General features: G+C 74.8%; 23 protein-coding genes. 9 read left to right on the top strand and 14 right to left on the bottom strand.

What is annotated here, in order from left to right; all coding sequences use genetic code 11:
• Window positions 1-49: 49 nt before the first annotated feature.
• From ACFY2K_RS33195 to ACFY2K_RS33210, 4 genes are read left to right on the top strand one after another with little or no spacing between them, the layout of a single operon-like run.
• Entirely contained in the window at window positions 50-1099 is a 1050-nt protein-coding gene (locus tag ACFY2K_RS33195) for an ABC transporter ATP-binding protein (protein WP_375895284.1), read from the top strand.
• Window positions 1083-1982 carry an ABC transporter permease gene (locus ACFY2K_RS33200; RefSeq protein ID WP_375895281.1) on the top strand — a complete coding sequence of 300 codons (900 nt, stop codon included), beginning with the start codon at window positions 1083-1085 and terminating at the stop codon, window positions 1980-1982. Before ACFY2K_RS33195 ends, ACFY2K_RS33200 begins: the two co-directional genes overlap by 17 nt.
• A 9-nt stretch (window positions 1983-1991) precedes the next feature.
• A complete protein-coding gene (locus ACFY2K_RS33205; RefSeq protein ID WP_375895278.1) occupies window positions 1992-2909 on the top strand; it encodes an ABC transporter ATP-binding protein in 918 nt (305 codons plus the stop codon).
• Between the two features lie 52 nt (window positions 2910-2961).
• Window positions 2962-3678, top strand: coding sequence for an ABC transporter permease (locus ACFY2K_RS33210; RefSeq protein ID WP_375895275.1), 717 nt, complete (start codon window positions 2962-2964; stop codon window positions 3676-3678).
• 67 nt (window positions 3679-3745) lie between these two features.
• Here the strand turns inward: ACFY2K_RS33210 and ACFY2K_RS33215 are convergent, their stop codons facing one another.
• The 11 genes from ACFY2K_RS33215 to ACFY2K_RS33265 all read right to left on the bottom strand — a co-directional run bounded on the left by ACFY2K_RS33215 (window position 3746) and on the right by ACFY2K_RS33265 (window position 16098).
• Window positions 3746-5011 (bottom strand): CynX/NimT family MFS transporter, encoded by a 1266-nt coding sequence (locus tag ACFY2K_RS33215; RefSeq protein WP_380592115.1) that lies wholly within the window; start codon window positions 5009-5011, stop codon window positions 3746-3748.
• A 153-nt stretch (window positions 5012-5164) separates the two neighbouring features.
• Window positions 5165-5896, bottom strand: coding sequence for a FadR/GntR family transcriptional regulator (locus tag ACFY2K_RS33220; protein ID WP_375895271.1), 732 nt, complete (start codon window positions 5894-5896; stop codon window positions 5165-5167).
• Window positions 5897-6007: 111 nt separating this feature from the next.
• Window positions 6008-6841 carry an HAD family hydrolase gene (locus ACFY2K_RS33225; RefSeq protein WP_375895269.1) on the bottom strand — a complete coding sequence of 278 codons (834 nt, stop codon included), beginning with the start codon at window positions 6839-6841 and terminating at the stop codon, window positions 6008-6010.
• On the bottom strand, window positions 6838-8112 hold the full coding sequence (serS, locus tag ACFY2K_RS33230) for a serine--tRNA ligase (RefSeq protein WP_375895266.1): 1275 nt from the start codon (window positions 8110-8112) through the stop codon (window positions 6838-6840). The genes ACFY2K_RS33225 and serS overlap by 4 nt, the downstream gene beginning before the upstream one ends.
• A 550-nt stretch (window positions 8113-8662) precedes the next feature.
• Window positions 8663-9598: a prephenate dehydratase gene (gene pheA / locus ACFY2K_RS33235; RefSeq protein ID WP_375895263.1), complete on the bottom strand. Its 936-nt coding sequence runs from the start codon at window positions 9596-9598 to the stop codon at window positions 8663-8665.
• A 139-nt stretch (window positions 9599-9737) separates the two neighbouring features.
• Window positions 9738-11018, bottom strand: a complete 1281-nt coding sequence (efeB, locus tag ACFY2K_RS33240) for an iron uptake transporter deferrochelatase/peroxidase subunit (RefSeq protein ID WP_387716380.1) — start codon at window positions 11016-11018, stop codon at window positions 9738-9740.
• On the bottom strand, window positions 11015-13087 hold the full coding sequence (locus ACFY2K_RS33245; RefSeq protein WP_387716382.1) for a FixH family protein: 2073 nt from the start codon (window positions 13085-13087) through the stop codon (window positions 11015-11017). The genes efeB and ACFY2K_RS33245 overlap by 4 nt, the downstream gene beginning before the upstream one ends.
• A gap of 13 nt (window positions 13088-13100) precedes the next feature.
• Entirely contained in the window at window positions 13101-13598 is a 498-nt protein-coding gene (locus ACFY2K_RS33250; RefSeq protein WP_380592110.1) for a copper chaperone PCu(A)C, read from the bottom strand.
• A complete protein-coding gene (locus tag ACFY2K_RS33255) occupies window positions 13598-14269 on the bottom strand; it encodes an SCO family protein (RefSeq protein ID WP_380528382.1) in 672 nt (223 codons plus the stop codon). The genes ACFY2K_RS33250 and ACFY2K_RS33255 overlap by 1 nt, the downstream gene beginning before the upstream one ends.
• A gap of 73 nt (window positions 14270-14342) precedes the next feature.
• Complete coding sequence (locus tag ACFY2K_RS33260) at window positions 14343-15098, bottom strand: YcnI family protein (RefSeq protein WP_375895249.1); 756 nt, start codon at window positions 15096-15098, stop codon at window positions 14343-14345.
• 181 nt (window positions 15099-15279) lie between these two features.
• Window positions 15280-16098, bottom strand: a complete 819-nt coding sequence (locus ACFY2K_RS33265; RefSeq protein ID WP_380528380.1) for a hypothetical protein — start codon at window positions 16096-16098, stop codon at window positions 15280-15282.
• Between the two features lie 229 nt (window positions 16099-16327).
• Here ACFY2K_RS33265 and ACFY2K_RS33270 point away from each other — a divergent pair, with 229 nt between their 5' ends.
• Window positions 16328-16951 (top strand): ATP-binding protein, encoded by a 624-nt coding sequence (locus tag ACFY2K_RS33270; protein ID WP_380592108.1) that lies wholly within the window; start codon window positions 16328-16330, stop codon window positions 16949-16951.
• Window positions 16952-16972: 21 nt separating this feature from the next.
• Here the strand turns inward: ACFY2K_RS33270 and ACFY2K_RS33275 are convergent, their stop codons facing one another.
• Window positions 16973-17737: a hypothetical protein gene (locus ACFY2K_RS33275; RefSeq protein WP_387716385.1), complete on the bottom strand. Its 765-nt coding sequence runs from the start codon at window positions 17735-17737 to the stop codon at window positions 16973-16975.
• Between the two features lie 97 nt (window positions 17738-17834).
• Window positions 17835-18776: an LAETG motif-containing sortase-dependent surface protein gene (locus tag ACFY2K_RS33280; protein ID WP_387716387.1), complete on the bottom strand. Its 942-nt coding sequence runs from the start codon at window positions 18774-18776 to the stop codon at window positions 17835-17837.
• A gap of 182 nt (window positions 18777-18958) precedes the next feature.
• On the opposite strand from ACFY2K_RS33280, the gene ACFY2K_RS33285 reads away from it, so the two are divergent.
• Together ACFY2K_RS33285 and ACFY2K_RS33290 are read left to right on the top strand one after the other, a co-directional pair.
• Window positions 18959-19189: a hypothetical protein gene (locus tag ACFY2K_RS33285; protein ID WP_375896724.1), complete on the top strand. Its 231-nt coding sequence runs from the start codon at window positions 18959-18961 to the stop codon at window positions 19187-19189.
• Between the two features lie 25 nt (window positions 19190-19214).
• Window positions 19215-20534 carry an amidase gene (locus tag ACFY2K_RS33290; protein ID WP_380592104.1) on the top strand — a complete coding sequence of 440 codons (1320 nt, stop codon included), beginning with the start codon at window positions 19215-19217 and terminating at the stop codon, window positions 20532-20534.
• Window positions 20535-20572: 38 nt separating this feature from the next.
• Here ACFY2K_RS33290 and ACFY2K_RS33295 read toward each other — a convergent pair whose 3' ends face one another.
• Window positions 20573-21214, bottom strand: a complete 642-nt coding sequence (locus tag ACFY2K_RS33295; protein ID WP_380530905.1) for a TetR/AcrR family transcriptional regulator — start codon at window positions 21212-21214, stop codon at window positions 20573-20575.
• A gap of 173 nt (window positions 21215-21387) precedes the next feature.
• On the opposite strand from ACFY2K_RS33295, the gene ACFY2K_RS33300 reads away from it, so the two are divergent.
• Together ACFY2K_RS33300 and ACFY2K_RS33305 are read left to right on the top strand one after the other, a co-directional pair.
• Window positions 21388-22254: an alpha/beta hydrolase gene (locus ACFY2K_RS33300; RefSeq protein ID WP_380530903.1), complete on the top strand. Its 867-nt coding sequence runs from the start codon at window positions 21388-21390 to the stop codon at window positions 22252-22254.
• The gene (locus tag ACFY2K_RS33305) at window positions 22251-22859 is read left to right on the top strand and encodes a TIGR03086 family metal-binding protein (RefSeq protein WP_380592102.1); all 609 of its coding nucleotides are present in this window, start codon (window positions 22251-22253) and stop codon (window positions 22857-22859) included. The genes ACFY2K_RS33300 and ACFY2K_RS33305 overlap by 4 nt, the downstream gene beginning before the upstream one ends.
• Window positions 22860-23057 lie beyond the last annotated feature (198 nt).

Consider the following 23057-nt stretch of genomic DNA (forward strand, 5'->3'; position numbering starts at 1 on the left):
GTCATACCGCAGCAGCAGACGCCCCCGGGAAGCCTCGTCATTCCAGCTCATGGCCCCTGCGGCGCGGGACCGTTACGTTGAGGGCGTGTCCACTGCTGTCATCAAGACCGAGGGCCTCACCAAGAGCTTCCCCCGGGTCACCGCGCTCGACCAGCTGACCGTCGAGGTCCAGCCCGGGGTCGTCGGGCTGGTCGGGGCCAACGGGGCGGGCAAGTCCACCCTGATCAAGATCCTGCTCGGGCTCGCCCCGGCGACGTCCGGCCGCGGCGAGGTGCTCGGCCTGGACATCGCCACCCGGGGCTCGGAGATCCGCGAACAGGTCGGCTACATGCCCGAACACGACTGCCTGCCACCGGACGTCTCGGCGACGGAGTTCGTGGTGCACATGGCGCGGATGGCGGGGCTGCCCGCGACCGCCGCGCGGGAGCGCACCGCGGACACGCTGCGGCACGTGGGCCTGTACGAGGAGCGGTACCGCCCGATGGGCGGCTACTCGACCGGCATGAAGCAGCGGGTGAAGCTGGCCCAGGCGCTGGTGCACGACCCGAAGCTGGTGCTGCTGGACGAGCCGACCAACGGCCTGGACCCGGCCGGCCGGGACGAGATGCTCGCCCTGATCCGCCGGGTGCACACCGACTTCGGCATCTCGGTGCTGGTCACCACCCACCTGCTCGGCGAGCTGGAGCGGACCTGCGACCACCTGGTGGTGATCGACGGCGGCAAGCTGCTGCGCTCCTCCTCCACGGCCTCCTTCACCGAGGCGACCGCCGTCCTCGCGGTGGAGGTCACCGACTTCCCGCAGGACACCGCCGCCGAGCCCGGCGCCACCGTCCGGGAGCGCCTCGCCGCCACCGGGCTGGACGTCCGGGCGGAGGGCTCGCACCTGCTGCTGGTCCGGCTGGACGGCGAGGACACCTACGACACCATCCGCGACACGGTCGCCGAACTCGGCCTCGGCCTGGTCCGGTTGGAGCAGCGCCGGCACCGGGTCGCGGAACTCTTCACCGACCACGAGGAAGCCGATGCCATGGCGTACGACGCGCCCCACGGCGACGACCGGAGCAGCAGGGGAGGGACGGACGATGCCGCAGCCTCCTGACACCAGGGCCGCCGACACCGGTGTCATCCACGACATCGGCTACCGCGGCTACACCGGTCCGCGCCTCGGCCGCGCCTACGCCACCCGCTCGCTCTTCACCCAGAGCCTGCGCGCCGCCTACGGCCTGGGCCGCTCCGGCAAGTCCAAGGTGCTGCCGATGCTGCTGCTGGGCGTGGTCACCGTCCCGGCGATGATCTTCGTCGCGGGCGCGGTCTACCTCAAGCGGGACGAACTCCCGGTCGAGTACGCCGGCTACCTCTCCAGCCTCGGCCTGGTGGTGTCGATCTTCCTCGCCGCCCAGGCGCCGGTGCTGCTCTCCCGGGACCTCCGCTACCACACCGTCCCGCTGTACTTCTCCCGTCCGATCACCCGCGCCGACTACGTCCGGGCCAAGTTCGGCGCCATGGCCTGCGCCCAGTTCCTGCTGATGGCAGCCCCGTTGCTGGTGCTGTACGCGGGCGCGCTGCTCGCCGGGATGGACTTCGGGCACAACACCGGCCAGTTCCTCTACGGCCTGGTGGCGGCCGTGCTCTACGCCCTGGTGCCCACCTCGGTGGCCCTGGTGATCGCCGCGAGCACCCCGCGCCGGGGCTTCGGGGTGGCCGCCATCATGGGCTACCTGGTGGTGAGTTCGACCCTCGCCGCGGTCGTGGTCGGCATCAGCAGCCCCGGCCCGGGCGGCTCGGACGCGGCCCAGTGGACGTCGCTGATCTCGCCGAACGGCCTGGTGGAGGCGCTGGTCAACCAGGTCTTCGACCTCGGGTCCGGGATCGACCGCCGGCACGCCCCGGGGGCGCTCGGCACGCTGGTGTTCGCACTCGTCGCCGCGGCGATGGTGGCGGGCTCCTACCGCCTCCTGCTGCGCCGCTACGAGAAGGTCTGAGAGGGCGGCATGGCCACCATCACCATCGACAAGGTCTCCCGCTGGTTCGGGAACGTGGTCGCGGTCAACGACATCTCCATGTCGATCGGCCCCGGCATCACCGGGCTGCTCGGGCCGAACGGCGCGGGCAAGTCCACCCTCATCCACATGATGAGCGGCTTCCTCGCCCCCTCCAGCGGCGCGGTCACCCTGGACGGCGCGCAGATCTGGCGCAACCAGCAGGTGTACCGGCAGATCGGCCTGGTGCCCGAGCGGGAGTCGATGTACGACTACCTGACCGGCTGGGAGTTCGTCCTCGCCAACGCCGAACTGCACGGCCTGCCGCAGCCCGGCGCCGCCGCCCGGCGCGCCCTCGACCTGGTCGAGATGGCGCCCGCCAAGGACCGCCGCACCGGGACGTACTCCAAGGGCATGAAGCAGCGGGTCAAGATGGCCTCGGCGCTGGTCCACGACCCGGCCGTGCTGCTGCTGGACGAGCCCTTCAACGGCATGGACCCGCGCCAGCGGCTCCAGCTGATGGAGCTGCTGCGCCGCTTCGGCGCGGACGGCCGGACGGTGCTGTTCTCCTCCCACATCCTGGAGGAGGTCGAGCAACTGGCCCGGCACATCGAGGTGGTGGTGGCCGGACGGCACGCCGCCTCGGGCGACTTCCGGCGGATCCGGCGGCTGATGACCGACCGGCCGCACCGCTACCTGGTCCGCTCCAGCGACGACCGCCGGCTCGCCGCCGCACTGATCGCCGACGGCTCGACCACCGGCATCGAGGTGGACGAGCGGGAACGGGCACTGCGGATCGAGGCGGTGAACTTCCAGGGCTTCACCACCCTGCTGCCCAGGGTCGCCCGGGAGGCCGGCATCCGGCTGTACACCGTGTCCCCGGCGGACGAGTCGCTGGAGAGCGTCTTCTCCTACCTGGTCTCGGCATGACCCCCGGCCCCACCCGCGCCACCCACCGGACCCAGGAAGGGGTCGACCGACCATGAACCCGACCGTCGCCAGGCTGACCCTGCGCGGCCTGCTCGGCCGCCGCCGCGGCGCGCTGCTGCTGGTGGCCCCGGCCCTGCTGCTGATCGTCGCGGCGATCGCCGCCGGGTCGAGCGGCGACGCGCACAGCCTGACCGTCAAGATCCTCGGCCAGCTGGACCTCGGCACCCTGCTGCCGATCCTCGGCCTGGTGATCGGCACCGGGGTGATCGCCACCGAGATCGACGACGGCTCGATCGTCTACCTGCTGGCCAAGCCGCTGCCGCGCTGGCAGATCATCACCACCAAGCTGGCCGTCGCGATCGGCACCACCTGGGTGTTCGCCGCCGTCCCGACGCTGCTCGCCGGGCTGCTGCTGTACGGGACGAAGGACGGCGTGGCGCTCGGCTACACCGTCGCGGTGCTGGTCGCCGGGGCCGTGTACAGCGCGCTGTTCCTGCTGCTCGGCGTGGTCACCCGGCACGCGGTGGTGGCCGGGCTGGCGTACGCGCTGATCTGGGAGTCGCTGATCGGCAACTTCGTCGAGGGCGCCCGCACGCTGAGCGTCCAGCAGTGGGGCCGGGCGGTCGCCGAGGCGGTCGCGGGGGACAACGCGATCGGCGCCGACGTGTCGCTCGGGGCGGCCGTCCCGCTGCTGCTGGTGGTCGCCGTCGGGGCGACCGTGCTGGCCTCGGTGAAGCTGGCCGGGCTGACCCTGGCCGCCGAGGAGTAGGCCGCGCCTCGCGCGACCGGGCCCGGACTCCCACGGAGTCCGGGCCGGTCGGCGTTGCGGGGGTGTCCTACAGGGTCCGGTTCCGTCCGGCGCCGAGACCGGCCGCGCCGACCACCAGGACCAGCACCAGCATCAGCACCAGGGTGGCGTCCCAGCCGCCGGTGAGCTGGTGCAGCGCCCCGGCGCCGACCGGGCCGGCCGCCGCGACCAGGTAGCCGATCGCCTGGGACATGCCGCCCAGCTGGGCGGCGCCGGCCGCGGTGCCGGTGCGCAGCACGATGAAGGCCAGGCCGAGGCCGAGCGAGCCGCCCTGGGCCAGGCCGAGGATGGTCGCCGACACCCAGGCGCCGGAGACCGGTGCGACCAGCAGCAGGGCGATGCCGAGCCCGTTCAGGACGGCCATGGTGACGGCGAGGGCGCGCTGGCTCGTCATCCGGCCGGCCATCAGCGGCACCAGGAAGGCGCCGGCCACCTGCACCAGGTTGGAGTAGGCGAAGACCAGGCTGGCCTGGCCGCGGTCCATGCCGTGGTCGGCCAGGATGGTCGGCATCCACGCGACCAGGGTGTAGACCAGCAGCGAGGAGATGCCCATGAACAGGCTGATCTGCCAGGCCAGCGGGGACTTCCAGATGCCCTCGATCGGCTTGCCGGCCCTGGCGGCCCCTCCGGGCCGGTCGTCCCGGGCGGGGGCGGCCGCCCCGGCCTTCGCCTGCCGGGAGCGCAGCACCTGCGGCAGCCAGGCCACCGCGGCGATCAGCGCGAGCAGCGACCAGGCGCCGAGCGAGGCCCGCCAGCCGCCGCCGAGCGCGTGCTCCAGCGGGACGGAGGTGCCGGCCGCGAGGGTGGCGCCGACCAGCATGGTGGTCGAGTAGACGCCGGTCATGGTGGCCGCGCGGTCCGGGAACTCCCGCTTGACCAGGCCCGGCATCGACACGTTCAGCACCGCGATGGCCACGCCGATCACCACGCAGCCCGCGTACAGCGCGAACACCGAGGGCAGCACCCGCAGCAGCACGCCGGCGCCGAGCACCAGCACCGCGCCGAGCACCACCCGCTCGGTGCCGAACCGGCGGGTCAGCCGGGGGGTGAGCGGGGCGCCGACGCCCTGGAACAGCACCGGGATGGTGGTGATCAGCCCGCCCGCGGTGGCGGACAGCCCGAAGGTGCGCTGGATCTCGCCGACCATCGGGGAGATCGCGGCCAGACAGGCGCGCATGTTCAGCGCGACCAGCAGGATGCCGGTCAGCAGCAGCGCGGGGTGGGCCAGCCGGCTGCGGACGGGGAGCGGGGCGGCAGTGGTGACAACCGGCTGCGGGGCGCGGGTGACGGCCATGGGTGTGCTGTTCTTTCCGGGGCTCGGGGGTGGCGCGGGCACGGCGGGAGGAGGCCTCCACCGGCCGCGGGCAGGACGGGAGGGCAGGACGGGAGGGCAGGACGGGAGGGAGCAGGCAGCGGGGCTGCGTGCGGAAGCGGGGCTTGCGCCGTCCTACTTCCGGGCCGCGATGGCCGCGAGGAGCTGCTCGACGGCCGCGGTGGGCTCGGCGAGCAGCGCCCGACACGCCGCCTCGGCGCGGTCCGGGTCGCCGCTCTCGATGGCGTCCACCAGCGCCTCGTGGGTGGCCACGACCGCCTCGGGCATCTCGTGGTCGCCGAAGGCGGAGGTCATCGCCTCGCGCACGGAGGCGCCGAAGTAGCGGTACACCTCGGCCAGCGCCGGGTTGTGCGCGGCCTCGACGATGGCGGTGTGGAACTCCAGGTCGTGCTCGACGGTGGCCTGGCGGCCGGCCCGCTCGGAGTGCTGGGCGAAGACCTCGGCCTCACGGGCCAGCGCGGCCCGCATCCGCCGGACGTCCTCGGGGGTGTGCCGCAGCGCGGCCAGTCGGGCGGCCTCGGTCTCCAGCGCGGCGCGGACCTCCAGGACGTCCCGGATGCCCGAGCGCTGGACGCCGCGGAGCACCGCCGCCGGGTCGCTGGTGGACCGTACGAAGGTGCCCTCGCCCTGCCGGGAGACCAGCATCCCGGCGTGCACCAGCACCCGGAGGGCCTCCCGCACGGTGTTGCGGCCGACCTGCAGCTGCTCGGCCAGCTCGTGCTCGGTGGGGATCTGCGACCCCACCGGCCAGGCTCCGCCGGCCAGCTGCTCGCGCAGCCGGTCGATCGCGGTGTCCACCAGGGAACGCCGCCCGGCCGCCTGCAGGCCGTTGCCGTCGCCGCTCATGCCGGGCCTCCCTTCGCACACCGCTCATCGGTCGTCGGTCATCCTACAACCACGTGCCCGGTCATCCTACAACTGGGGGTGAACCGTCCGTGAACGTGTCCCGGGGGGCGCTCAGCGCGTCGGGTAGAGGCGCTCCAGGACGACCGCGACGCCGTCCTCGTCGTTGCCCGCGGTGACCTCGTCGGCGACGGCGAGCAGTTCCTCGTGGGCGTTGGCCATGGCCACGCCGTGCGCCGCCCAGCCGAACATCGGCACGTCGTTGGGCATGTCGCCGAAGGCGATGGTGTCGGCGGCGCGCACGCCCAGGCGGCGGGCGGCGACGGCCAGGCCGGTGGCCTTGGACAGGCCCAGCGGCAGCAGTTCGACCACGCCGGGGCCGGCCATCACCACGCCGACCAGGTCGCCGGCGGCGCGCCGGGCGGCCTCGGCGAGGCCGTCGTCGGTCAGCCCGGGGTGCTGGATGTAGAGCTTGCTGAGCGGGGAGGCGAAGAGTTCGCCGCGCTCGGCCCGGACGACCGGGAGGTCGGAGCCGATCAGCAGCTCGTAGCCGGGGCCGGCCAGCACCTGGCCGTCCAGGCCGTCCTGGTTGGCGGCGACGGCCAGCGGGCCGGTCTCGGCCTCGATCTTCTCGATCGCGACCGCGGCGAGCCGGCGGTCCAGGGTGAGCGAGGTGAGCAGCTTGTGGGCGCCGGCGTCGTAGACCTGGGCGCCCTGGCCGCAGACCGCTATCCCGGTGTAGCCGATCTCGTCGAAGACCGGACGGGCCCAGACGGCCGAGCGGCCGGTCACCACGATGTGCAGCGCGCCCGCGCCGGTGGCCGCGGCCAGCGCGGCGCGGGTGCGCTCGGAGACGGTTTCCGCGCTGGTGAGCAGGGTGCCGTCGAGGTCGGTGGCGACCAGCCGGTAGGGCAGGTCGCCACCGATCAGGTGGGTGGAGGAGGTCACTTGACCGGCTCGAGGACGGTCCGCCCGCCGAGGTACGGACGCAGCGCCTCGGGCACGACGACCGAGCCGTCGGCCTGCTGGTGGTTCTCCAGGATCGCCACGATGGTGCGCGGCACGGCGACCAGGGTGCCGTTCAGGGTGGCGAGCGGGCGGGTCTTGCCGTCCTCGCGCATCCGGATCGACAGCCGGCGGGCCTGGTACTCGGTGGTGTTGGAGGTCGAGGTGACCTCGCGGTACTTGCCCTGGGTCGGGATCCAGGCCTCGATGTCGAACTTGCGCACGGCCGAGGAGCCGAGGTCGCCGGAGGCGACGTCGATCACCCGGTACGGCAGCTCCAGCGCGTTGAGGAAGTCCTTCTCCCACTGGAGCAGGCGGCGGTGCTCGTTCTCCGCGTCCTCGGGCGTGGTGAAGACGAACATCTCCACCTTCTCGAACTGGTGGACCCGGATGATGCCGCGGGTGTCCTTGCCGTAGGTGCCGGCCTCGCGGCGGAAGCAGGACGAGTAGCCGGCGTAGCGCAGCGGCAGCTTGTCGGCCTCGATGATCTCGTCCATGTGGTACGCCGCCAGCGGGACCTCGCTGGTGCCGACCAGGTACTTGTCCTCCTCGGGGAGGTGGTACACGTTCTCGGCGGCCTGGCCGAGGAAGCCGGTGCCGTCCATGGCGGCCGGGCGGACCAGGGCCGGGGTGATCATCGGGATGAAGCCGGCCGCGGTGGCCTGGGCGATCGCCATGTTGACCAGGGCGAGCTCCAGCAGCGCACCGGGACCGGTCAGGTAGTAGGAGCGGGCACCGGCGACCTTGGCGCCGCGCTCGGTGTCGATCGCGCCCAGCAGCTGGCCCAGCTCGACGTGGTCGCGGGGCTCGAAGCCCTCGGCGGCGAAGTCGCGCGGGGTGCCGATCTCCTCCAGGGTGACGAAGTCCTCCTCGCCGCCGACCGGGGCGGCCGGGTCGATGAGGTTCGCCAGGGAGCGGAGCAGGCGGTCCGCCTCCTCCTTGGCCGCGCTCTGCTCGGCGTCCGCGGCCTTGACCTCGGTGGCCAGTTCCTTGGTGCGCTGCAGCAGGGCGGTCTTCTCGTCGCCCTTGGCCTGGGCGACCTGCTTGCCGAGCACCCGCTGCTCGTTGCGCAGTTCGTCGAAGCGGCTGCCCGAGGACCGGCGCCGTTCGTCGGCGGAGAGGAGGGCGTCGACGATGTCGACGTCCTCGCCACGGACGCGCTGCGAGGCGCGCACTCGGTCAGGGTCCTCACGAAGCAGGCGAAGGTCAATCACAGGCCCAAGCGTACCGGGCGGCCGTTCCTCCACCGGTACCGGTTTTCCCCTGGGGATAACCCACCGGTTCCTGTGGATAACTCCGGTGGAGAACCGTCCGCCCCCAGGCCGGGGGCGGGTTATCCACAGGCCCGGCCCCGGGCCTGTGGATGGGGGGCGGGGATCGGGATCCGCTGATCGAAACCAGGGAATTGAGGTTTCAAACCTCAATGAACCTTCTCGGGTGAGGGAATTGAAGCACTCGCACGGGTGATTTGCAGGCAAGCGGGTGACTCTGGTCCGATAAGTCATCTCTGCGACGCAAACCGATGGTCCGACCAGTTCTGGGCAATGGCTATACCGGTTTGTCGACTCATCCCCAGGCCTGTGGATAACTTCCGGCTGTGGACAGCGGGGACGCCTGTGGACAGTGGCCCCCGGAGCGCGGCGTTCCTGTGGATGACGGTACGGTCACCCGCCGCGTTCGGTCGGGCCGGTCGATAACGGTCGGAAAAGGTCGGAAAGACACGAGATGACGCTCGGCTGTCCGGAGCCGGCCCACCTCGGGGAATCAGATGTCCCCGCGCCCGTCGAGTGCCCGGGAGAGCCAGTCCGCCGCCGCGGTGAAATCCTCGTCCGACGTGCCCGGCCGCCGGTGCTTGGACACCTGCCGGTCCGCGCGCGGATAGGAGCCGAGGAACCGGACCTGCGGGCTGATCCGCTTGAGCCCCATCATCGCCTCGGCCACCCGCCGCTCCGACAGGTGCCCCTCGCAGTCGATCAGGAAGCAGTAGCTGCCCAGCCCCTCGCCGGTCGGCCGGGACTCGATCCGCATCAGGTTCACCCCGCGCACCGCGAACTCCTGCAGCAGCTCCAGCAGCGCACCCGGGTGGTCGTCCGGCAGCCAGACCACCATCGAGGTCTTGTCCGCCCCGGTCGGCGAGGAGACCCGCCCCGGACGGCCGACCAGCACGAACCGGGTGGTCGCGCTCTGGGCGTCCGCGATCTCCTTGACCAGCGGGTCCAGCCCGTAGATCGGCGCCGCGAACTCGCCCGCGAACGCCCCGTCGTACCGGCCCTCGGCGACCAGCCGGGCGCCGTCCGCGTTGGAGGCGGCCGACTCCCAGACCGCGTCCGGCAGGTTGGCCGCCAGCCACTTGCGCACCTGCGGCTGGGCCACCGGGTGGCTGGTCACCGTCTTGACCCCGGACAGCTCGGTGCCCGGCCGCACCAGCAGCGCGAAGGTGATCGGCAGCAGCACCTCGCGGTAGATCATCAGCGGTGCGCCGGCGGCCAGTTCGTCGTTGGTCGCGGTGACCGCGCCCTCCACCGAGTTCTCGATCGGCACGAACGCCCCGGCGGCCTCCCCGGCGCGCACCGCCTCCAGCGCCAGCGCCACCGAGGACAGCGGCACCAGCTCCCGGGTCGCCGCCTCGGGCAGGGTGTGCAGCGCCGCCTCGGTGAAGGTGCCGGCCGGGCCGAGGTAGGTGTAGCGGGTGGCCGACATGACGCCTCCGTTGCCAGGGGGGTGGTGCCCGAGCCGGGTGCTGCCCGAGCGGGGTGGTGCCGAAGCAGTCACCATAACGAGTCCGCGGCCCCGGCATGACCGCGTTCCGGTGGCCGGGACCGCTCCTCGCGCGCGGGCGCTACCCGTCCAGGAGTTGCTGCCCCAGGTAGCCCCCGGCCGGCACCCCCGGGGGGACGGCGTACAGCCCGCTCGCCTCGTGCCGGAGGAAGCGGGACAGCCCGTCGCCCCGGGAGAGCTTGCGCTGCACCGGGGTGAAGCCCCTGCGCGGGTCGGCCTGGAAGGCGAGGAAGAGCAGGCCGGCGTCCGGCGAGCCGTCCGGCAGCGCCCCGTCGTGGTACGAGAAGCCGCGCCGCAGCATCGCCGCCCCGCCGTTGCCCGCCGGGGCGGCGACCCGGACGTGGGCGTCGGCGGGGACGGCGAGAGCGCCGTCCGGGCCCTGGGCGGCGAGGTCCACCGGGGTGCCCTCGCCCGAGCCGGCCGGCGCGCTCAGCGGCGAACCGTCCGACTTGCGCCGGCCGATCACCCGCTCCTGGCGGTCCACCGGCAGCTCCTCCCAGTGGTCCAGCAGCATCCGGATCCGCCGGAACACCAGGTACGAGCCCCCGGCCAGCCAGGCCGGCTGGTCCCCGCCCGGGGCGCAGAACACCTTGGCGGCGAAGCCGTCCTCGCCGGGCCTGGGGTTGTTGGTGCCGTCGATCTGGCCCATCAGGTTGCGCCCGGTCACCGGGCGGGCGGCGGCGCCGGGGGTGCGGGCGAAGCCGGCCGACTGCCAGCGCGGGGCCGCCGTGCCGGCCGCCAGCTTCTGCAGGGTCCGCAGGGCGTGCAGCGTCACCAGCGCGTCGTCGGCGCCGATCTGGACGAACAGGTCGCCGTCGCCGCGCGCCGGGTCCAGCGCGTCGCCGGTGAAGGCGGGCAGCGGTTCGAGGGCGGCCGGGCGGCGGTCGGCCAGCCCGGCCTTGTCGAACAGCGCGGCGCCGAAGCCGAGCGTGACGGTGAGCGAGTAGGGCCCGGCGTCCAGGGCGACCTGGTTGTCGAACTCCGCGGCCGGCTCCCCGGCGGTCAGCCGCTCGACCGCCCCGGTCCAGCGCCGCAGCAGGGCGCGCAGCCCGTCCCGGCCGGCCCCGTCGACCAGGTCGAAGGCGGCCAACTGGACGCGGGCCTGGGCGGGTTCGAGGATGCCGGCCTGGTGCTCGGCGCGGAACGGCACCCGGCCTGCGCCGAGCGCGCCGGCCCCGCCGCCGGACGCCCCCGCCCCGGCGCCCGGCCGGTCGTCGTAGGCGACCGCCCCGGCCGCGCCCGCCCCGGCGCCGACCAGCAGTCCGGCGCCGGCCGTGCCGAGCAGGGCGCGGCGGGTGAAGCCCGCCGGGCTCGTCGTCTCGTCGTGCTCCACCGCGCTCATCCGATCTTGAACTGCTGGGTGGGGGTGGTCTGGTCGATGTCCGAGGAGCGGATCTGCACCGAGACCACCCAGGTGCCGGCCAGCGGGAGCTGGGTGGTGCCGCTCCAGCGCCCGGTGCCCTCCGCGGTGAGCGCGACCGGCAGCGGGCCGAGGTCGCGGTCCGGCAGGGTGAAGGCCAGCTGCACCTCGGGGACGTCCACCGGCTTGCCGTCCGCGCCGTCCAGCGCGAGCTTGACCTCGTTCGGGCCGGTCCGGGCCGGGTTGAGGGTGACGGTCGCGGTGCCCTTGGCGTTCGGCGTCCGGCCCTTGGTGTCGTACGGCAGCTTGAGCTCCACCGTGCGGCCGGGCTCGGTCTGCGGGGCGGGCGCCGATCCGGCCGCCGCCGGGGCGGCGTTGCCGGCCGCCTTGACCTCGCCCGCGACCCGCCCGGGCGGGGAGTTGGTGAGCATCGTGGTGACCACCAGCACCGCCACCGCGACCAGCGCCTCCACCAGCACCGAGCGGCGCAGCCCGGCCCGGGTCGGGGTCAGCCCGCGCTCGCGGCCGGCGGTGCGCGCGGCCGCCCGCTGCCGTTCCAACTGGGCCCGCCGGACCGGGTCCTCGCCGTGCGCGACGGCGCCGACCGGCTCGGGCACCTCGGCCCGTTCGACCTCCGCCGCCTCGGCCGGGGCCGAGCGCAGCCGGGCCAGCCAGCTGCGGGAGATCCAGGCGACGCCCAGCATCACGACCACGCAGCCGGTCTTCACCAGCAGCAGCTTCCCGTACTCGGTGCCGGTCAGGGCGCTCCAACTGCCCAGGCCCCGCCAGGACTGGTAGACCCCGGTGACGGCCAGCACGGCCACCGAGCCGAAGGCGATCCGGGAGAAGCGGTCCACCACCTCGGCGCCGACGCCCTCGCGCAGCGCGACCAGCAGCGAGGCCAGCCCGCCCAGCCAGAGCGCCATCGCGATCAGGTGCAGGATGCCGAACGGCAGGGCCAGCCAGACCTGGATGCCCACCGAGGCGTGGTCGGCGCCGACCCAGGTCGCGGAGAGCGCCACCGCGAGCACCAGTCCGGCCACGCCCAGGCCGATCCGGGCCTCGCGCTGCGGCCGTGCGGCGGCCCGCTGCTCCAGCTCGTGCAGCTCGGCGGCCTCGGTGTCGTCGTCGTGCGGTTCCGCGTCCGCGTCCGCGTCCGTGTCTGAGCCCGAGCCCGAGCCCGGGCCCGCGGTCGCGACCGGCTTGGGCGGCTGCCCCAACTGCCCGACCAGCAGCGACAGGAAGATCCCGGCCGCGGCGAGCAGCAGCAGCCGGGCCGCCAGTGCGGTGCCGATCCGCTCGTCCAGGGTGGCGCGCACCAGCGACAGGTCGAGGGCCTGGCCGACGCCGGAGCCGCGCTCGTACGGGCCGCGCAGCATCAGCACCGCGACGGTCGAGGCCAGCAGCGCCGTCCAGCCGGTCATCAGCAGCCGCTGCACCGGGCGCCGGGCGGCGCCGGCCGGCCAGCAGACCAGGACGAAGGCGGCGACCCCGGCGAGCAGCGCGAAGGCGGCGTACGCGACGGTGCGGCCCGTGCCGTACAGGGCGGCGACCAGGCCGTCGGCCTTGGCGCCCTGCAGCGCGGTGGTGGACACCGAGGTGTCCGAGGGTGCGCCGATGGAGAAGGTGAACGCCCCGCCGACCGGGTGGGAGTCCTCCGAGACGGCCCGCCAGGCGACGGTGTACGTGCCGTTGGCGAGGCCGCTGCTGAGGCCGACCCGGGCGGTGTTGCCCTTGCCGTCGGCGTGCGCCGGGTTGCCGGTGTCCACGGCCTTGCCGGCCGGGTCGAGCACCCGGACGGAGTCGCTCGACAGCGACACCGCCTCGCTGAAGGTCAGGGTCACCGCCGGCGGGGCGGTGGCGACCACCGAGTTCTGCGACGGGTCGGTGGAGTCCAGGGTGGCGTGCGCGGACGCCGGGGCGGCGCCGGCGAGCATCAGCGCGAGCAGCGTGCCGAGCGTTCCCAGCGCCGCGGCGATGCGCAGCGGGACGCTCCGGCGGCGCGCGGCCGGCGGCCGTGACGCGCTGCGGGGGTGGGCGGCCTTCTCCATGCTGGCGGGTCCCCTAACTCTGGCCGGGGCGGTAGGTGAGCTCCTTGACCGGCACCTTGACGGAGATGGTGCCGGACTTGGCGAAGGTCAGGTCGAGCTCCAGCTCGTCACCCAGGGCGGGGGCCTTCTGCCAGTCCATGATCATCAGGTGGGTGCCGCCGCGGGCGAGCTGCAGCGCGCCGTGCGCGGGCACGTCCAGGCTGTTGACCTGCTCCATGGTCGAGGCGGTCGAGCGGTGCATGGTGACCGACCCGGCGGCGGGGCTGGTGACCTTGAGCAGCTGGTCCGGCCCGCCGTCGTTGCGGACGGTCAGGTAGCCGGCGCCCATCCCGCCCGCCGGGGGCAGCGGGATGTAGGAGTCGGCCACGCTCAGCTTCGCCGGACCGGCGTCCGACGGGCCGCCGCCCGGGCCGCCCGTCCCGCAGGCGGCGAGTATCGCGCCGCCGCCGAGGACCGTCGCCAGCACCGCCCCGGCCAGGGCCGAGCGGCGGAACCGTCGGTTCGCCGCCATCACGCCGCGACCCCCTTGGCGAGCAGCGGCAGGTCGTGCTCGTAGGTCTTCTCCTCGGTGCCGCTCATGTAGAGCACGTGCGCCTTGTCGTCCGAGGGGAGGAAGGCCAGCACCTGCGCGCCGTGGGTGGAGGTGACGGTGCCGTCCGCGTTGACCACCGGGTCCTCGATCATGATGCCGAGCGACTTGGCCGCGGTCTTCACCTTCGCCAGGTCGCCGGTGAGGCCTATGAAGTCGGTGCCCATCGAGTCCAGCCAGGTGCGCAGCACCTTGGGGGTGTCGCGCTGGGGGTCGGTGGAGACGAAGACGACGTTGACCTTCTTCCGGTCCTCCGCCGGGAGGGCCTTCATCGCGACCCCGATGTCGCCCATGGTGGTCGGGCAGACGTCCGGGCAGCTGGTGTAGCCGAAGAACAGCAGGGTGGCCCTGCCGTTGGTCTGCTGCCGCAGGTCGTAGGGCTGGCCGGAGGTGTCGGTCAGCTGGAGGTCCGGCTTCTCGAAGTTCCTGGCCAGCTTGGTGCCCTGGTACGGGGTGTCCTCCTTCTGCTGGGTCACCTTGGCGGCGGTCGAACCGCCGCCGCCGGAGGAGCCGCAGGCGGACAGGGTCAGCGCGGCGGCCAGGGCGAGGGCGGCGGCGCCGGCCAGTCGGGTGGAGCGGGCGGTGCGGGGCATGGTGGTTCCGATCGGACGCGGTGGACCGCCGGCGGGGCCGTACCGGGAGGGGTACGGCCCCGCCGGCGAGGGGTCAGGAGGCGGAGCCGCTGTTCCTGCGGCGCAGGCCGAGCACGCCGACGGCGGTGCCGATCACGCCGACGACGATGCCGACCACGCCGAGGGTACGGGCGGTGCCGTCGCTGGACTTGGCGTCGCCGGCGGAGGCGGCGTGGTCGGAGCTGTCGCCGTGGGCGCCGGCGGCCGGGGAGGCGGTGGCGGAGGCGCCGTGGTGGTCGTCACCGGCGGCCTTGGTGAGCTTGAGGGCCGGGGCCGGGTGGGCCGGCTCGGGCTGGCCGGCCGCGGCCTCGTCGATCCAGCGGACCACGTCGCCGTTGTCGTAGGTCTGCAGGGCCTTGAAGACCATGCTGTCGGCGTCGGTCGGCAGCGGGCCGAGCGAGACCCGGAACTCCTGGAACTGGCCGGGGGCGATCTTGGTGCCCGGGTCGGCGGTCCAGGTGATCTTGGAGACGGCCTCGTTGACGTCGCTGCCGTGCACCTTGATCGGCTTGTCGAGCTTGGCCTTCTCGACGGCGGCCGTCCAGCCCGGCAGCGGCAGGGTCCGGACCGAGGCCAGCGGGTGGTCCAGCGGCAGGTTGACCTCCAGCTTCACCGTGCTCGCCGTGTCGCTCTCGTTCGGCACCCGGAAGTCGACGGCCGTGTAGCCGCCCTGCGCGGCCGAACCCGGGTTCACGGTGACGTGCGCGAAGGCGGGGCCGGCCAGCGCCACCACCGAGGCGGCGGCGGTCAGGGCGACGGCGGCGAGACGGCGGGTGGGAAGGGAACGCATGATGGGGGGTCTCCGATCGGAGCTCGGCACGTGACCGCCGCTCTCGGCGGCGGGCTGCACGCGCGGACGTGGGGGGCAGGACCAGGGGCCGCCGTCGCCGTGGACGGACGGAACGGCCCGGACACCGCGCACCGCACCCGGTCGGCCGACACCCCTCCTCGGGGTGCGCGCCAACGCCGGATCAGTACGCGAAGGCCCCGCACGGCGGCCCGCGCCGCACCACGCTGTGCCGCAGCACCGCGCCCGCGGGCAGCCGGCTCCCGCCGCCCCCCGCACCGAACCGGCGGACCGGACCGGCCACGCCGAACAGACCGCCCAGCAACGCGGCCACCAGCACCAGCGCCGAGCGCAGCGGCTCCGCCCAGTGCTCCCGGGCCGCCGACGCCGCCACCCGCAGCAGCCGCCACAGCGCCGCCTCGCCGCGCCGCAGCCACCAGCCCGCCACCAGCGCGGCGGCCAGGTGCCCGGCCAGCATCGACGGCGTCATCCCCAGCACTCCGCCCTGCTGCCACCAGGGCACGGCGGCGTACGCGTGCGGGTCCAGACCCGCCGAGGAGACCAGCTGCTCCGGCGAGGTGCCGGCGGGCAGGCCCACCAGGGTGCCCGGCCGGGCCTCGTTGCAGATCAGCCGGCCGGCCGCCTGCGGCACGCTCATCGGCACGCCGTCGTGCATCCCGTGGCCGCCCAGGCCGTGGAAGAGGCAGTGCAGCCCCAGCTGACCCGCGCCCAGCGCACCGGAGATGGCCACCAGCGAACGCTCCCGCCCGCCGCACGCCACCGCGAGCACCAGCACCGCGGCGAAGCCCGTCGCCAGCGCGACCGGCGGCACGTTCCCGCCACCCGCCAGCGCGTGCCCGGCGGCCGCTATCAGCGTGCACACCAGCGCGAACGGGACCGCCCGGGCAAGCCGCAGGTCCCAGGCGGCCCCCACCGGCCGAGCCGGCTGCGCTCGCTCGAAGACGGGGGTGCCCTGGAACGGGGCGGCGGGGAGGGCAGTCATGGCCGGGCCATCATCTCATCGCGTACACCGCCGACACGGGCAGGGTGGGAAATCCCTACGAATGCCCCGTTCGGCCGCGGCGTGCACCCCACCGCATGCGCCCTTCGGCACAGACCCCGTCCCCAGTCCATCCGCCGAACGGGCGGTAGCCGCCCCCGGGCACGGTTCACCGCCGAATCGCCCGGAGATACCTAGTTGTATGTGGAGCCGCAGCCAGGAGGGACCTCCCGTGGACATCTGGTGGACTCTGCACCTCAAGCGCGACCCGGCCAGCGTTCCGCTGGCCCGGCGCATCCTGCTCGGTGCCATGGCGACCGCGGGCGTCGACCCCCAGATCGCCGACGACCTCGGCGTCGCCCTCACCGAGGCCTGCGCCAACGCCGTCGAACACGGCGCCACCGGCCGGCCCGACGACGGCTTCCAGGTCACCGCCGCCATCAACGGCGACCGGCTGCGGATCGAGGTCACCGACTCCGGCCCCGGCCTGCCCGCGCCCAGCGCCCCGCCCGCCCGCCGCCCGGCCGCCCCCGCCCCGGCCGGCCACGCGCCCCGCCGCCCCCGCCGCGGCCGCGCCACCGTCCCGGCCCGCGTCCTCACCGCCCACCGCCCCCGCCGCGACGGCCACCCCTACGACACCCACGTCCTCCCCCACCGTCCCGCGGCCCCCACCCTCCGCCCGGTCGACCTCGACACCCTCCCCGACCTCACCGCCGAATCCGGCCGCGGCCTTTTCCTCATCCACGCCCTCACCGACCACGTCCAACTCCGCAACCACCCGCTCCGCGGGGCCATCGTGAGCTTCGACAAGATCCTCAAGTGGCAGGACGGCGCGCTGCTGCGCGCTGCGTCCTGAGCGTGTCCGGGCGGGTGCCCGTCAGTCGGTGGTGGGGCGGCGGCGGGTGAGGAGGCGGAGGGTGGTGCCGAGGAGGAGGGCGGTGGTGCCGGCGATGGCGAGGGGGCGGGTGGCGGTGCCGGCGCCGGTGTCGGCGAGGTGGGTGGGGGTGGTGCCGGTGGCGGGCTGGGCGTGGTCGGCGGGGGTGAGGGTGCCGGTGTAGGCGGCGGTGAGCTGGGGGCAGGTGTACTTCTTCGCCGGGGCGGAGCCGCTCGGGAGGACCTCGGACCTGGCGGTGAAGGTGAGGCGGTGGTCGCCGCGCGGGGTGCCGGCGGCGAGCCGGACCTGGAGGGTGAGCCGCTGGCCCTGGGGCACCTGGTAGGCGCCGGTGTCGGCCGGGGTGCCGGTGACGGTGAGGGGCTTCCAGGCTCCGGCGCCCGCGCGCAGTTCCAGCGGGAGGCCGCCGCTGCCGTCGGCGAGGGCCACGGTGGTGGCGAGCTGCTTCACCGTGGCGGTGCTGGTGTTGGTGAAGGTGACGGCGAGTTCGCCCGGGGTGCCGGTGCCGCCGGTGGCCGGTATCGGGTCGGCGGTGGTGCCTTCCGGGCAGTCGGCGGGGGCGGTCGGCGCCGGGGTCGGCACCGGGGTCGGCGTCGCGGTCTCGGAAGGCGTCCCGGTGGGTGCCCCGGTGGGCGTCGCGGGGGCGGTGGTCGGGGTGTCGGAGGCGAACGCGGGGACCGTGGCGAGGGCGGCCGGACCGGCGGTGAGCACGAGCAGGGTGCAGGCGGCGGGAAGGCGGGCGGGACGCATCGGCGGGCTCCAGCGGTGGGGTCGGGTGTCGCTCTCCCGGAAGACCACCGAGGGGCCCGAACGGTTGTCCGCGCCCCTCGGTTCATTTCACGCGGGATCAGCTGTGCGCGCCCGCCTTGCGACGGCGCAGGACGAACAGGGTAGCGGCGCCCGCGGCCAGGACGGCGGCGCCGCCGAGGGCGATCGGCAGGGTGTTGGAGGAGCTGCCGGTCTCGGCCAGGTGCGGGCCGGCCGACGGGGAGGCGGAGGCCGTGGCGACTGCGGCGGGCACGGTGGCCGCGGTGGTGGCGCCACCGGCCTCGGCGACGTGGAACTCGCCCAGGTAGTCGTCGAGGAACTGGGTGCAGGCCTGGGGCTTGTTGTTGGCCGGGGTGGGGACCTTGTCGTTGTCGAAGGCGTCCGAGCCGGCCTCGTAGTTGGCGCCGTAGCGGCCGACCGGGGCCTTGGCGGTGGCGGCGATCCGGACCTTGTAGGTGAGCTTCTCGCCCTTGGCCAGCTTGAACTCGGGCGTGATGAGGCTCCGGTCGTTGAGCTGCGCGGGCTTCCAGCCGTCGCCGGTGTTCAGCTGGACGTCGAAGAACGCGGTGCTCCACTGGACCGGGACGTTGCCGTCGAACTCGTCCGTGACGTACAGGGAGTTGTGGACCACGGGCAGGTCGACGCCGCTCTTGTTCTCCCAGGTCACGGTGACCTCGGCGGCCGGTCCGCCCTTGACCAGGGTGGTCCCGTACAGGCCGGTGCCGGTGGCCTTGAGCAGGGCGCTCTGGTAGACGCCGCCGTGGCACCGGTTGTCGACGGTCGGCTTCGGTACCGGCTTGACGGTGGGGGTGACCGGGGCGCTCGGCGTGCCGGTCGCGGGGGTGCTCGGCGCCGGGGTGCCGGGGGCCGGGGTGCTCGGGGCGGTGGTCGCGGTCGTGGTGCCGGTCGGGGCCGGGGTCGGGGAGGTGATCCCGACGGCGCTCGCGGTGGCGGCGCCGGCCGTGGCGCAGAGGGCGAGTGCCGTCAGCGCGGAGGCGGCGAGAAGGCGGGAAGAGCGCACGCGACTAGCTCCATCTTTGGGCGAAATACAGGTGGTTTTGGGCGATTTGAGGCTTCGGCGCGGGCCGTCGGCACTGGTTCGCCCGCGTACCCTACCGGGGTGGGGTGCCGGTGCTCCCGGGCGGGGGCGGGAGGCAGGGTGCTCCGGTTGCCGGGGCGTGGGGGCCGCCGGACGATGGGGGCATGATGCACCAGATGCGAGCCGAGTTCGGCCCCGAGGGGGAGGCCGGAGGGGTGCGGCTGTGGCACGTGGTCCGGGGGTCGCAGAGCGTGGCGATGTGCGGCCGGGAACTCGATCCCGGGGCGCCGGTGCGGGAGGCGGTGGACTGGGGGCGGACCCCGGAGCTGTGCTGCCACACCTGCGGGGCGTACTTCCTGCGCGAGACGCCGTACCTGTCGGCCGAGCACCAGTGAGCGGCCGGGCGCTACGGTGCTCGGTATGGAGGAATCGCTGGTCCGGCCCCGGTCGCTGACCGTCGAGGCCGCGGGGCTGCGCTCCGGCACGCCCGGGTTGTCCGAGTACGTCGACCGGTTCTGCGCGCGGGTCGAGCGGGTGGACCCGCTGCTCCACGCGTTCGTGGCGGAGCCTGGTCGGCACGACCGACTGCGGGCGCGGGCAAGGGAGTTGGCCGCGCGCTACCCGGAACCGGCCGGGCGGCCGCCGCTGTACGGGGTGGCGGTGGGGATCAAGGACATCGTGCACGTGGACGGCCTGCCCACGCACGCGGGGTCCGCGCTGCCGCCGGGTGTGCTGGCCGGGCCGCAGGCCGTGGTGGTGGACCGGTTGCTGGCGGCGGGGGCGATGGTCGCGGGCAAGACGGTGACCGCCGAGTTCGCCGCGACCGCCCCGGGCCCGACCCGCAATCCGCACCGGCCGGGGCACACCCCGGGCGGTTCGAGCAGCGGGTCGGCGGCGGCGGTGGCGGCCGGGCTGGTGGCGTTGGCGATCGGCACCCAGACGGTGGGTTCGGTGATCCGGCCGGCCGCGTACTGCGGGGTGGTGGGGTTCCGGCCGACGTACGGGCGGATCCCGTTCGCGGGCGTGGTCCCGAACGCGCCGAGCTTCGACACCCTGGGCGTGTTCACCGCCGATCCGGCGGGCGCGGCACTGGTGGCCCCGCTGCTGTGCGAGGACTGGCGGCCCGGGGAGGGGGAGGCGGCGGCCCCGGTGTGCGGGGTGCCGGACGGGCCGTACCTGGAGCGGGCGGAGCCGGCCGCGCGGCGGGCCTTCGAGGAGCAGGTGGCACGGCTGGTCCGGGCCGGGGTGACGGTGCGCAGGGTGCCGCTGTTCCCCGACTTCGCCGAGGTGGTGCGGCAGTTGCAGGTCGTCAACCGGTTCGAGCTGGCCCGCAGCCACGCCGACTGGTTCGCCCGCTTCGGCGGGCTGTACCGGCCGGAGACGGTGGCGAGCATCCGGGTCGGGCAGGGGGTCGCGGCGGTGGACCGGGCGGCCGCGCTGCGGTTCCGGGAGGGGCTGCGGGAGCGGGTGGCCGGGGCGGCGGCCGCCGCCGGGGTGGACCTGTGGCTGGCGCCCTCGGCGACCGGCGGGGCGCCGGAGGGCCTGCACGACACCGGGAACGGGGTGATGTCGCTGCCGTGGAGCTTCCTCGGTCTGCCCGCGGTGAGCCTGCCGGCCGGCCGGACGGCGGACGGGCTGCCGCTCGGTCTCCAACTGGTCGGCGCGGCGGGGGCGGACGAGCGGCTGCTCGCCGGGGCCGCCGTGCTGGAGCGGGCGTTGGGGCAGCGGGCGTTGGGGTAGCGGCGGGTACGGGGTAGCGGGGGGTACGGGGTGGCGGCTCAGGCGAGCGCGGGGTCGGCCGGGTCGGTGGCGGCGGTGCGGAGCAGGCCCGGCAGGAGGCGGCCGGCCCGCTGGTAGGGGGCGTCGTCCTGGTGCAGGACGGCCTGGGCGTTGGCCGCCTCCAGGACCGCGATCAGCGCGAAGGCGAGGTCGTCGAGGTCGGCGTCGGGGCGCAGGGCGCCGGTGCCGCGGGCCCCGGCGAGGGCTTCGACGACGGTGCCGTGCCATTCCCGGGCGCAGCCGGCCAGGGCGTCCCGGACGGCGCCGGGGCGGGCGTCGAACTCGGCGGTGACCTGGTAGAAGAAGCAGCCGCCGGGGAAGACCCGGGTGCGGGAGTAGGCGAGCCAGCTCTCGCAGAGCGCGCGGGCCCGGGCGAGGCCGGGCGGGATCTCGGCGACCGGGGTGAGGACGGCGTCGGCGAAGATCCGGCGGGCGGCGCGGACGGTGGCGAGCTGGAGCTCCTCCTTGGAGCCGAAGCCGGCGAAGACGCCGCTCTTGCTGAGTCCGAGGTCGGTGGCGAGGCGGCCGATGGACAGCGCGTCCAGGCCTTCGACGGAGGCGATCCCGACGGCGCGGCGCAGGACGGCCCGGCGGGTCTCCTCCCCGCGCAGGACCCGTCCGTCCGTGGTCGGTGCGGCCATGGTGCGCCCTCGTTCCTCGTCGCGGTGGGGTGTCGCCCAGGGTAGTGGGTCGGTTCGTGGGGGCGGCGGTCCGGCGGTGGTCTGAAAACTGCACGAACGGTCGTGCTAATATCTCGCCCCGAGCAAGGAGCAAGGCCCAGGGAGCGCAGCACGCAGAGAGCAGGGGAGACCCGATGGACCCGGCCCAGGCACTGATCCGCACCGCCCTCAACCCCACCGCCCGGATCGCCCCCGGCCTGGCCGGCCGGGCGGCCTTCGAACTCTTCCGGCGCCCGCTGCGGCGCAGCCCGGTCCGGCCCGCCGAGCGGGAGGTCCACCACGGGGCGGCCCGCGAACCGCTCGCCGTCGACGGCGGACCCGTGGTCGGCTACCGCTGGGGCAGTGGCGAACGGCCCGTCCTGCTGCTGCACGGCTGGCGCTCCCGGGCGTCCCGCTTCGCGCCCTTCGTCCCCCGGCTGCGCGCCCTCGGCCTGAGCGTCCTGGCCTTCGACGCGCCGGGCCACGGCGACTCCGGCGGACGCGCCACCAGCGTGCTGGAGTACCGCGAACTGGCGCTGCGGCTCCAGGACCGGTACGGGCCGTTCGAGGCCGTGGTGGCGCACTCGCTGGGCGTCTGCGCGGCCTTCGGCGCGCTCGGCGACGGCCTGCGGGCGGGCCGGCTGGCGGCCGTGTCCGGGGTGTCCGAGGTGGGCTTCTTCCCGGCCGCCTTCTGCGCCGGACTGGGCCTGGACGCCACCGTCGAGCGGGCGCTGCGCCGCCGCATCGAACAGGACCTGTTCGCCGGGGACGCCGGGGTCTGGGAGCGGTACGACGCCGCGCGCCGGGCGGCGGAGATCGGGCTGCCGGTCCTGGTGCTGCACGACGAGGGCGACGACGTGGTGCCGCTCGGCCAGGCGCACCGCTTGAAGCGGGCGTACGGGGAGCGGCTCGACCTGGTGGTCACCCGGGGGCTCGGCCACCGCCGGATCGTCGCGGAACCGGCCGTGGTGGACCAGGTGATCGGATTCGTCGCCGCCGGAACGGGGGTCGCGGCCGCATGAGGATCGTCGAACTGCACGCGCGGGCCGTGGCGTCGGCCGTCGAGGTGGTGGCCGCCGTCCGGCCGGAGCAGCTGGGCCGGCCCACCCCGTGCGAGGGGTGGACCCTGGGTGCGCTGCTGGCGCACTGCGTCGGCCAGCACCGGGGCTTCGCCGCGGCCGCCCGGGGCGCCGGTCCGGACCTGTCGCTGTTCGCGGACGCCCCACCGGGTGCCGACCCGGCGGAGGACTTCCGCCGCAGCGGCGCCGACCTCATCGCCGCCTTCCGGGAGGCGGCCGCCGCCGGGCGGGCGCTCTGGCTGCCCGAACTCCGTGCCGACGAGCCGTTCCCGCTCGACCTGGCCGTCGGCTTCCACCTGCTGGACACCCTGGTGCACGGCTGGGACGTCGCCGCGGCGCTCGGCGGCACCGGGCGGCTGGTCGCGGCGGTGGACGGCGACGAGGAGCTGGCGGGCGCGCTGCTGGCGGTGACCGGGGCCGTCCCGGACACCCCGGAGTTCCGGGGGCCCGGCCGGCCGTTCGGACCGGGGCGGGCGCCCGGCGGCGGTGCGGGGCGGTTCGAGCGGGCGCTGGCGCTGCTCGGCCGCGACCCGGCCTGGCGCGCGTAGGCCTTGTCCGGCCCGGGGGTTACGCGTCGGGGCCGCGCCGCTCGTCGGGGAAGCGCGGTCCGCCGATCAGGAAGAACAGTGCGGCGGTCGGAAAGCCGAGCGCGGCGGCGAGCAACACGATGAACTGCCAGAACATCTTCCGCTCCTCGTCAGTCCCGGGCCGCCCGGGCACCCGAAGGTGGTGCCAAACCTGGACGG

The organism is Kitasatospora sp. NPDC001309 (assembly GCF_042896295.1).
GTDB lineage: Bacteria > Actinomycetota > Actinomycetes > Streptomycetales > Streptomycetaceae > Kitasatospora.

Bases quoted from the DNA above. Each gene is read 5' to 3' on its own strand.
- ACFY2K_RS33195 (WP_375895284.1), top strand. From the start codon at position 50: ATGGCCCCTGCGGCGCGGGACCGTTACGTTGAGGGCGTGTCCACTGCT.
- ACFY2K_RS33200 (WP_375895281.1), top strand. From the start codon at position 1,083: ATGCCGCAGCCTCCTGACACCAGGGCCGCCGACACCGGTGTCATCCAC.
- ACFY2K_RS33205 (WP_375895278.1), top strand. From the start codon at position 1,992: ATGGCCACCATCACCATCGACAAGGTCTCCCGCTGGTTCGGGAACGTG.
- ACFY2K_RS33210 (WP_375895275.1), top strand. From the start codon at position 2,962: ATGAACCCGACCGTCGCCAGGCTGACCCTGCGCGGCCTGCTCGGCCGC.
- ACFY2K_RS33215 (WP_380592115.1), bottom strand. From the start codon at position 5,011: ATGGCCGTCACCCGCGCCCCGCAGCCGGTTGTCACCACTGCCGCCCCG.
- ACFY2K_RS33220 (WP_375895271.1), bottom strand. From the start codon at position 5,896: ATGAGCGGCGACGGCAACGGCCTGCAGGCGGCCGGGCGGCGTTCCCTG.
- pheA (WP_375895263.1), bottom strand. From the start codon at position 9,598: ATGTCGGCCACCCGCTACACCTACCTCGGCCCGGCCGGCACCTTCACC.
- efeB (WP_387716380.1), bottom strand. From the start codon at position 11,018: ATGAGCGCGGTGGAGCACGACGAGACGACGAGCCCGGCGGGCTTCACC.
- ACFY2K_RS33245 (WP_387716382.1), bottom strand. From the start codon at position 13,087: ATGGAGAAGGCCGCCCACCCCCGCAGCGCGTCACGGCCGCCGGCCGCG.
- ACFY2K_RS33250 (WP_380592110.1), bottom strand. From the start codon at position 13,598: ATGGCGGCGAACCGACGGTTCCGCCGCTCGGCCCTGGCCGGGGCGGTG.
- ACFY2K_RS33255 (WP_380528382.1), bottom strand. From the start codon at position 14,269: ATGCCCCGCACCGCCCGCTCCACCCGACTGGCCGGCGCCGCCGCCCTC.
- ACFY2K_RS33260 (WP_375895249.1), bottom strand. From the start codon at position 15,098: ATGCGTTCCCTTCCCACCCGCCGTCTCGCCGCCGTCGCCCTGACCGCC.
- ACFY2K_RS33265 (WP_380528380.1), bottom strand. From the start codon at position 16,098: ATGACTGCCCTCCCCGCCGCCCCGTTCCAGGGCACCCCCGTCTTCGAG.
- ACFY2K_RS33275 (WP_387716385.1), bottom strand. From the start codon at position 17,737: ATGCGTCCCGCCCGCCTTCCCGCCGCCTGCACCCTGCTCGTGCTCACC.
- ACFY2K_RS33285 (WP_375896724.1), top strand. From the start codon at position 18,959: ATGATGCACCAGATGCGAGCCGAGTTCGGCCCCGAGGGGGAGGCCGGA.
- ACFY2K_RS33290 (WP_380592104.1), top strand. From the start codon at position 19,215: ATGGAGGAATCGCTGGTCCGGCCCCGGTCGCTGACCGTCGAGGCCGCG.
- ACFY2K_RS33295 (WP_380530905.1), bottom strand. From the start codon at position 21,214: ATGGCCGCACCGACCACGGACGGACGGGTCCTGCGCGGGGAGGAGACC.
- ACFY2K_RS33300 (WP_380530903.1), top strand. From the start codon at position 21,388: ATGGACCCGGCCCAGGCACTGATCCGCACCGCCCTCAACCCCACCGCC.
- ACFY2K_RS33305 (WP_380592102.1), top strand. From the start codon at position 22,251: ATGAGGATCGTCGAACTGCACGCGCGGGCCGTGGCGTCGGCCGTCGAG.